At 37.3% G+C, this 8617-nt stretch carries 9 protein-coding genes and 3 pseudogenes; 3 read left to right on the top strand and 9 right to left on the bottom strand.

The genetic code is table 11. The features are described 5' to 3' along the window. Positions 1-177 (bottom strand): twin-arginine translocation signal domain-containing protein (locus KH943_RS07730; RefSeq protein ID WP_304109731.1); only part of this gene is annotated, 177 nt, incomplete at its 3' end. A 393-nt stretch (positions 178-570) separates the two neighbouring features. On the opposite strand from KH943_RS07730, the gene nagE reads away from it, so the two are divergent. Next, positions 571-2037 (top strand): N-acetylglucosamine-specific PTS transporter subunit IIBC, encoded by a 1467-nt coding sequence (nagE, locus tag KH943_RS07725; RefSeq protein ID WP_304109728.1) that lies wholly within the window; start codon positions 571-573, stop codon positions 2035-2037. Positions 2038-2096: 59 nt separating this feature from the next. Here the strand turns inward: nagE and KH943_RS07720 are convergent. Continuing rightward, positions 2097-2276 (bottom strand): annotated as a pseudogene (locus KH943_RS07720) (integrase core domain-containing protein); the annotation flags it as partial. A 286-nt stretch (positions 2277-2562) separates the two neighbouring features. After that, the gene (gene sstT, locus KH943_RS07715; protein ID WP_304109726.1) at positions 2563-3780 is read right to left on the bottom strand and encodes a serine/threonine transporter SstT; all 1218 of its coding nucleotides are present in this window, start codon (positions 3778-3780) and stop codon (positions 2563-2565) included. Between the two features lie 231 nt (positions 3781-4011). Between sstT and KH943_RS07710 the strand changes: the two genes are divergently transcribed. Then, entirely contained in the window at positions 4012-4374 is a 363-nt protein-coding gene (locus tag KH943_RS07710; protein ID WP_304109724.1) for a diacylglycerol kinase, read from the top strand. Between the two features lie 5 nt (positions 4375-4379). Continuing rightward, positions 4380-5293, top strand: a pseudogene (locus tag KH943_RS07705) (5'-nucleotidase C-terminal domain-containing protein); the annotation flags it as partial. A 101-nt stretch (positions 5294-5394) separates the two neighbouring features. On the opposite strand, the gene yciH reads toward KH943_RS07705, so the two are convergent. From yciH to KH943_RS07675, 6 genes and pseudogenes are all read right to left on the bottom strand, one after another. After that, the gene (gene yciH, locus KH943_RS07700) at positions 5395-5706 is read right to left on the bottom strand and encodes a stress response translation initiation inhibitor YciH (RefSeq protein WP_304109722.1); all 312 of its coding nucleotides are present in this window, start codon (positions 5704-5706) and stop codon (positions 5395-5397) included. Between the two features lie 75 nt (positions 5707-5781). Further along, positions 5782-6474 carry an orotidine-5'-phosphate decarboxylase gene (gene pyrF, locus KH943_RS07695; protein ID WP_304109720.1) on the bottom strand — a complete coding sequence of 231 codons (693 nt, stop codon included), beginning with the start codon at positions 6472-6474 and terminating at the stop codon, positions 5782-5784. A gap of 11 nt (positions 6475-6485) precedes the next feature. Then, positions 6486-7682 carry a lipopolysaccharide assembly protein LapB gene (gene lapB / locus KH943_RS07690; protein ID WP_304109719.1) on the bottom strand — a complete coding sequence of 399 codons (1197 nt, stop codon included), beginning with the start codon at positions 7680-7682 and terminating at the stop codon, positions 6486-6488. Then, positions 7682-7966: a LapA family protein gene (locus KH943_RS07685; protein WP_304109730.1), complete on the bottom strand. Its 285-nt coding sequence runs from the start codon at positions 7964-7966 to the stop codon at positions 7682-7684. Before KH943_RS07685 ends, lapB begins: the two co-directional genes overlap by 1 nt. Before the next feature lie 21 nt (positions 7967-7987). After that, positions 7988-8269: an integration host factor subunit beta gene (locus KH943_RS07680; protein WP_304109717.1), complete on the bottom strand. Its 282-nt coding sequence runs from the start codon at positions 8267-8269 to the stop codon at positions 7988-7990. Between the two features lie 134 nt (positions 8270-8403). Continuing rightward, positions 8404-8617, bottom strand: a pseudogene (locus KH943_RS07675) (30S ribosomal protein S1); the annotation flags it as partial.

The raw sequence follows: 8617 nt of genomic DNA, 5'->3' as shown, positions 1-8617 counted from the left end.
TGAAAGCGGGTATGCGATCCCTGCTTCAATGGTTTTACCTTTAATACCACTTGCCATTGCATTTGGCACGAATGTACCTAATGAACCACTAAATGCAAAACCTGCAGTAACACCCGCTGCAACTTTAAGGAAATGACGACGAGACTCATTATTGAGGGAAGAACAATATTTAGTCATATTAGACTCCTTGTGTGTGATGAAAAACTCATTATGTTCCTATCGTTTTCTCAATAAAAAACTAAAAACACAACCAGTAAACTCATTCTTTTAAAATGAAGTGAAGCAATCACTTTTTAAAATAAAATGATTTGGTTAAATCATATTTTCTTACGGGATCTCTGTCAATAAAGCAAAACGGTTAAATTTCCATTCTGTGATCAATGTCACACTCTTTTTATTTCTACCCTTTTAGGAATTTTTACAATATGCAAATAAAATACTTTTAGAGTATTACGCCATTTTAATAAATTAAATATAGTGATCAACTTCACAAATTTATATCATTCATCTTGCTATTTTTAATACAAAACCAGTATTCTTTATATACATTCAAAACAAAAGGAGTTTCTTATGAGTATTCTCAGCTATGCACAAAAAATTGGGCAAGCCTTAATGGTGCCTGTAGCAGCTTTACCAGCCGCTGCGGTATTGATGGGGATTGGTTATTGGGCAGACCCAGATGGTTGGGGGGCAAATAGCCAACTTGCAGCCTTACTGATAAAATCAGGCGGGGCAATTATTGATAATATGGGCTTATTATTTGCTGTTGGGGTGGCATTTGGGCTTTCTAAAGACAAACACGGCTCCGCAGCACTTTCAGGTTTAGTCGGTTACTATGTAGTGACTACTCTACTCTCCCCTGCAAGCGTGGCTCAATTACAACATATTGATGCCAGCCAGGTGCCCGCTGCATTTGGTAAAATTAACAACCAATTTATCGGGATTTTAATCGGGGTAATTTCTGCTGAACTTTACAACCGCTTCTATCAAGTAGAATTACCAAAAGCACTATCCTTCTTTAGCGGCAAACGTTTAGTGCCGATCATTGTTTCTTTCGTAATGATGCTTGTCTCTTTCATCTTACTTTACGTATGGCCTCACATTTTCAACGCTCTCGTTGCATTTGGTGAATCCATCAAAGATTTAGGTGCATTCGGTGCAGCAATCTACGGCTTTTTCAACCGCCTGTTAATCCCTGTTGGCTTACACCATGCATTAAACTCTGTATTCTGGTTTGATGTGGCAGGCATTAACGATATTCCAAACTTCTTAGGTGGTGCAAAATCTTTAGCAGAAGGTACTGCGACTGTCGGTGTGACAGGTATGTACCAAGCTGGTTTCTTCCCAATGATGATGTTCGGCTTGCCAGGTGCAGCCCTTGCTATTTACCACTGTGCGAAACCAAGCCAAAAAGCAAAAGTTGCCTCTATTATGTTAGCTGGTGCATTAGCTTCTTTCTTTACAGGTATCACCGAACCGCTTGAATTTTCCTTTATGTTCGTTGCACCTGTGCTATATTTAATCCATGCAATCTTAACAGGTATCTCCGTTTTCATTGCAGCAACCATGCAATGGATCGCAGGCTTTGGCTTTAGTGCGGGTTTAGTGGATATGGTGCTTTCATCAGGTAACCCTCTTGCCGTGAACTGGTATATGCTTATCCTACAAGGCTTAGTTTTCTTTATAATTTACTACTTCGTATTCCGTTTTGCGATTAAAACATTCAACCTCAAAACATTAGGTCGTGAAGAAGAAAAAGAGGAAACCGAAGTAGTTCCTCAAGGACAAACAAATCAATCACGAGAAGAAAGAGCAGTTCAATTTATTGATGCACTCGGTGGAGCAGGAAACTTCAAAACTGTAGATGCTTGTATCACTCGCTTACGTTTAACCCTCGTTGATCACAACAACATTAACGAAGTCAAACTCAAAACCCTAGGTTCAAAAGGCAACGTTAAAATCGGCAATGATGGATTGCAAGTGATTTTAGGCCCAGAAGCGGAATTAGTTGCAGAAGCAATTAAAGCGAAACTTTAATTTCTATCACTAATAATAAAAGCATAGTTTTAATCTGCCCCCAAAAAAGTTAGACTTATTTATTTCAAGGACTGAGTTCTGTCATTCACAGGGCTGAGTCCTTTTAGTCTCCTCTGAATGCGTTTAGGATTGTAATAATGAATGTACTCATAGATCGTTTTTCCAGTTGTTCGAACGGTCTCAAATCATTTACCGTAATAACATTTCGTTTTTAATCGTCCAAAGAAGCTTTCCATCGAACTCTTGCTACAGCTTGTTTCATCATTCGGGTAAGTGAATAATTTTTACTATTTTGGAGATAAAACTCAATGACTTATTGTTTGAAAAGAAAATTGTATTTGGTCATAAAAAATCTGCACCTTAGTTAGTTGGTTGTTTAGTCCAACTAACTAAGGTGCAGATCAAGATAGGATGCCACTCTCTTTATAACACAATTAGAAAATACTAAATGCTAAAAAACAGATCATGGCAAGTGATGCAACAACTGTCATCATTGCGTAACCAAATGTACCCATTTTGTTCTCCTTATGAATTTTCTTTGTGATCTTCAGCCATACTTACCGCAGCGGTAAATAATACGTCTGTTGATGAGTTCAACGCTGTTTCAGCTGAATCTTGTATAACCCCAATGATAAAGCCTACACCTATTACTTGTGCGGCAATATCGTTCGGGATGTTAAATAAGCTACATGCTAATGGAATTAATAAGAGTGAACCTCCTGCTACACCAGATGCACCACAAGCACAAATTGAAGCCACAATACTTAATAATAACGCAGACCAGAAATCAGGCACAATACCTTGTGTGTAAGCCGCTGCAAGTGTTAATACAGTAACGGTAATTGCAGCCCCCGCCATATTAATGTTTGCACCAAGTGGGATAGAAAGTGAATAAATCTCTTCACGTAAACCTAAGCGTTTTGATAACCCCATATTTACAGGAATATTCGCTGCAGAACTACGGGTAAAGAATGCCATCACGCCACTTTCACGTAAGCAGATGAAAGTAAGTGGGTATGGATTGCGACGTATTTTCCACCACACGATAAGTGGGTTTAAGATGAATGCAACAATCACCATTGCACCGAGTAATACTAATAATAAACGACCATAGCCAATGAAAGCATCTAAACCGTTAGTCGCAAATGTATCTGCGACTAAACCGAAAATACCAATTGGTGCTAAGGCAATAACAACTTTAACAACAGCTGAAACCGCATCAGCAAAGTCACTTAAGAATGTTTTAGTGCTTGGTGAAGAGTGGCGTAATGCAATACCTAAACCGATAGACCACGCTAAAATACCGATGAAATTTGCATTTGCAAGGGCTTGAAGAGGATTATCAACAAGGTTAAATACCACGGTTTTAATAATTTGACCGATACCATCTGGCGGTGCTAAGCCATCAGGGCTTGCGACTAATTCTAAAGTCGTTGGAAATAGGAAGCTTAATACTACAGCTGTTAATGCAGCCACAAATGTACCTAGTACGTAGAGTACAAGAATCGGCTTGATTTTACTATCTGAGCCCACTTCTTTATTTGCGATGGTCGACATAACCAAGACAAAAATTAAGATCGGCGCGATAGCACGTAAAGATTTCACAAAGAATTGACCTAAAACGCCAACATCTTTTGCCCATTCAGGATTTACAAGGGCTAAGCCTATCCCTAAGATTAGACCTACTGCGATACGTAATACAAGATTACCGCCTAGTAGTTTTGAAGATAAAGAATTACTCATAATGTTTCACTTCTGAAAAAATAAAAGACCAATTATTCATCGATAAATGATGAGTTCTCAGATTAGCCGAAAATTTCTTTTAATGGAATAGGGAAAAGTTCAATTCAGATAAAAAATTATGCCTATTTACGTTATAACTGGTTAATTTTTGTTTAAAAAGTGATTTTATCTTTGTTACAAACGATTTCTTTAGATAAAATATCGCCCGTTTTTCTTTTTTTGGATTAAGTTATGAAACCTGAAAATAAAGCAAATTTTACACGAGTTATTCGAGCAGCAGGCTATTCAATGAAAGGCTTGAAATCAGCATATATCAATGAAGCGGCTTTTCGCCAAGAAGTTTGGTTAGCAATTATTTTAATTCCGCTGGCGTTTTGGCTCGGCAATGATGCTATCGAGAAAATTTTACTTCTTGGTAGCATTTTTATTGTCTTGATTGCTGAATTACTCAATAGCGCAGTGGAATCGGTTGTCGACCGCATCGGCTCGGAATATCACGAACTTTCAGGTCGTGCCAAAGATATTGGCTCTGCTGCTGTTTTCGTAGCAATGGTGCTCTTTGCTATTACTTGGGGCTTAATCCTTTTGTTCTAATATTATACAGTCATACATACGATACCGTTTATTTCAATGAAAAAGGTCAATTTATCGAAAATACAAACCAACAATAGCATGTAAACCAGATTACCAAAAAAGTTCTTGGATTATGCAATTAGGCGAATGGGGTGAATATTTAGAGCGTACTGATTTCGAATTTGAAAATGGTAAAGCCACTTTAGTAGATTACAAGCTAATTCCAATTAACTTAAAAGAAACTATCAAAAAAGAAGATGGCACGCGTGAATACAAACTTTATGCCGAAGAGATTCAACCTGATGCAGTATTACACGCTAAATTGAAAAAATACCAAGATGAAGGCGATAAAACATTAGGCGTTATCGTCGGTAAAACTGATGGTATCTTCAATGGTAAACGTGAGGCAGTTCGTTTTGAACAAACCAATTTAGGTCGTTTAATCGCCCAATCACAAATGGAACGTGTGAAAGCGGATATTGGTATTATGAATAGTGGTGGTGTTCGTGCTTCATTACCTGAAGGCGATGTAAGCTATAAAGATATTTTAACCGTTCAACCATTCGGTAATATGATTTCTACGCTTGATTTGAAAGGTCAAGAATTAGTGGATTTCTTAACAACAGTAGCATTAAAACAGACGGACACTGGTGGCTATCCACAACTTGCAGGTATTTCAATGGTTGTTGATCGCAGTGCAAAAAACATCTCAGATGTAAAAGTTGGTGGTCAGCCTTTAGATATGAACAAAACTTATAAAATCTCTATTCCTGATTATTTAACAGGCGGTGGTGATGGCTATCCAGTGATGAAAAATCACCCTACTTACGTCAATACAGGCTTTATTGATGCGGAAATGTTAAAAAAATACTTTGAAGAAAACAAAGTGTTAAAAGCAACAGATTATGATCCGAAAGAAGATGTGATTTTCAAAAATTAAAATCGACTTTTATATCTAAAAAACCGCTTGTAGCTTTCACTACAAGCGGTTAAATTTCACCTAAATTTTACATTTAGTTTTTTAATATTTTCAGGCTGAAATCAGCCCCCAGCTAATTTCACCTTAAAACCTTTCTGTTCTAAAACTTGTTTAAGCAATTCTCGGTTATCACCTTGGATTTCAATCGTGCCATTTTTGACTGAACCTCCTACGCCACTGCGTTTTTTTAGTTCTGTAGCAAGGAATTTTAATTCGGTATCTTCTAAATCTAAACCTGTGATAATGCAAACGCCTTTTCCTTTTCGACCGCTTGTTTGGCGTTGAATACGAACGATACCGTCACCTTTTGGACGTTCTTCTTTTATTTTTTCTAGCTTAATTCTGCCGATTTCTGTTGAATAGACTAATGTCATAATAATTCCTATAAATAGTCCAGATAAAAATCCCCTCAAGCGAGGGGATAAGTAAGTTTTTTTAATTATGCACAATTACGCAATACTTGCGTTAATGCTTTTAAGTACCGCAAGCGGGTCTTCAGCTTGAGTAATGGGGCGGCCGATAACAAGGAAATCTGAACCTGTTTCAATTGCTTGTTTTGGAGTCATTACACGGCGTTGGTCACCAAAATCACTTCCTTCAGGACGAATACCCGGGGTCACAAGTTTGAAATCTTTACCACAGTGAGTACGCAATACTTCCACTTCTTTTGGTGAGCAAACTACGCCATCACAGCCCGCACGTTGAGCCAAATGAGCTAAGCGAATTACTTGCTCCATTGGCGAAGCGTTAATACCGATTTGTAACAAGTCTAAATCTTCCATACTGGTTAATACAGTTACTGCAATCAATAATGGGGCATCTTTACCGTATGGCTCAAGAATTTTACGAGCCTGTTCCATCATCGCTAAACCGCCAGAAGCATGAAGATCAACCATCCATACACCTAAATCTGCTGCCGAACGCACAGCACGAGCTACGGTGTTTGGAATATCGTGATATTTTAAATCTAAGAACACATCAAACTTACGTTCGTGGAGTTGTTTCACAAAATTTGTACCGAGCGTTGTAAACATTTCTTTGCCTACTTTTAAGCGACAAAGTGAAGGATCAACCTGATCAACAAAATTCAGTGCTTCATACTCTGTTTCATAGTCAAGTGCAACGATAACTTTATTATTCATAAAAACTCCAATTAGTGAGATTGTGGTTCAATACTGTGTGTAGTTTTAATCGTTTCCCAGTGACGGCAAGATGGGCAATACCAGCTTAAACGGTAGCTTTGGTAGCCACAATTTGAGCAACGATATTTAAAACTCTTTTTAATTTGTTCGCCCACCATATTATGTATCAAAATCAGGCTTTCTTTACCATTTCCCTCTTCTGCTTCGTTAATTTGGTAATAGATAAAACGGTGGAACGTAAGCATATTGGGGAATTGGCATAACTGCTGATACAATTTAGATTGTGCAGCGATTTTACCATCTTTTTCATCAATTAACCGTGTTAAAGCTAAATCAACATTTGGATTTTGTTTTACTTGATTTGCCTTAATCAAAAAGAGTTCATAGCCTGCAAGATCGTTTAAGGCTAAATAGCAATTCTTAATTTTATCTAATACTTCGCCAATATAATCAACATTCTGACCGAGCACGGCCTCGTAATAATCTGCTGCCAAGCGAAATTGCTTATTCGTTAAGTAAAAATCCCCCAGTAACATAGAAGCTCTACAACAATTTGGCAAATGAGACAATGCTTTATTCAATGCATCTAAGAAAGCTTTTTGATCATCATTTTTAACCGCTTGTGCATATTCACAATAATAATGAGCTAGTGGTGTTTTGTCCGTCTTAGAAGAAATTTGCAGCAGTTTTTCCGAGACATTTATTGCTTTTTTCCACTCTTTAGTTTTTTGATAAATGGTCATCAATTGTGTGAGGGAATTAACAGCAAAATCAGGTTCATCAAGCAATAAAATATAGTAATTTTCTGCTCTATCATAGAAGCCCGCTACCAAGAAATCTTTAGCTAGCTGCTGTTTGGCGAGTAGTTTTTGCTCAATAGAATAATCAGGACTGGCGTCTATTGCTTGGTGGATGCGTAAAGCACGATCAACTTCACCACGAGAGCGGAATAAATTGCCTAATGTAAGTTCTGCCTCAAATTGTGATTCTTGAGAAATCTGATTTTCGGACTCTTGCTTTTGCAACATAGAAAGAAAAAGATCAACCGCTTTTTCTTGCTGATTAGATAAGAGAAAGTTTAATCCCGTCATATAGTCGCGGGAAAATTGATTTTGAACAGTTTCTTGATCCTTTTTAGCATTTCTTCGCCCCATATACCAACCATAAAGGGCAGCAACTGGAAGTAAAAGGAACAATAATTCAAGCATTATTCAGCCTTAGGCGAGGTCAGTTCGGTAATTTGTTGTGATTGGCGTTTAACACGGCGATTTAATGCCATATTTTGCAATTTCACTTTAAGGTAGAAAATACCTGTAATCAACCAACCTAGAATTAATCCAAATCCAAATAAGATGGCAACAAGGGTAGATAAACGTAATTCGCTTTGTGCAATAACATAATTGAACGTAATGAGCTGATCGTTATTTGCTCCAATAGTAATACTAACTAAAATTACCGTTAATACAATTACAAAACCTAAAATATATTTAATCATATCTACCTTCATAAAAAACTAGACTAAATCAACACACTCTTTGAGTTTTTTTCCTGCTTTGAAATGTGCGACTGTTTTGGCTTCAAGTTTAACGTGCTCTCCATTTTTAGGATTACGAGCAACACGCACGTCTCTATCACGTATGGAGAAACTACCAAATCCTCGAATTTCAATACGTTCACCCATTGCTAATGCAGAAACAATTTTTTCTAAAATTTCATTAGTACCCTCTTCAATTGCATGGGAAGGAAGTAATGGATTCAACGTTGTTAAGTTAGCCACTAATTCTGACTTAGTCATATTTTCTATCCTATGAACTAATTAGATTTAAATATCCCTCTTTACTTAAATATAATCAGTCGCTGCAATATTCTATTGTAACTAAGCGGATATGCTTAAACACATATCCGCCTTGATTACACTAGAAGTGTGAATTATTCGCCTTTAGCTTGAGCAAATGCTGCTGCCATTGCGTTTGGTACTTCAACTTCTTGTTTGTTCACTTGAGCAATTGCTGCTGATTCTTCAGCTTCCGCTTTAGCTCGAACAGATAAGTTGATTACGCGAGCTTTACGATCAACACCAGTAAATTTTGCTTCGATTGCATCACCAACAGAGATTACTGAAGTGATATCTTCTTCTCGATTA

Origin of the sequence: Haemophilus parahaemolyticus (assembly GCF_018373095.1) — a bacterium.
In the GTDB taxonomy this organism is placed as follows: Bacteria; Pseudomonadota; Gammaproteobacteria; order Enterobacterales; family Pasteurellaceae; genus Haemophilus_A; species Haemophilus_A parahaemolyticus_A.
Note: the sequence above shows the minus strand (reverse complement) of the source record. Positions and strands in the feature narration are given on the sequence as shown.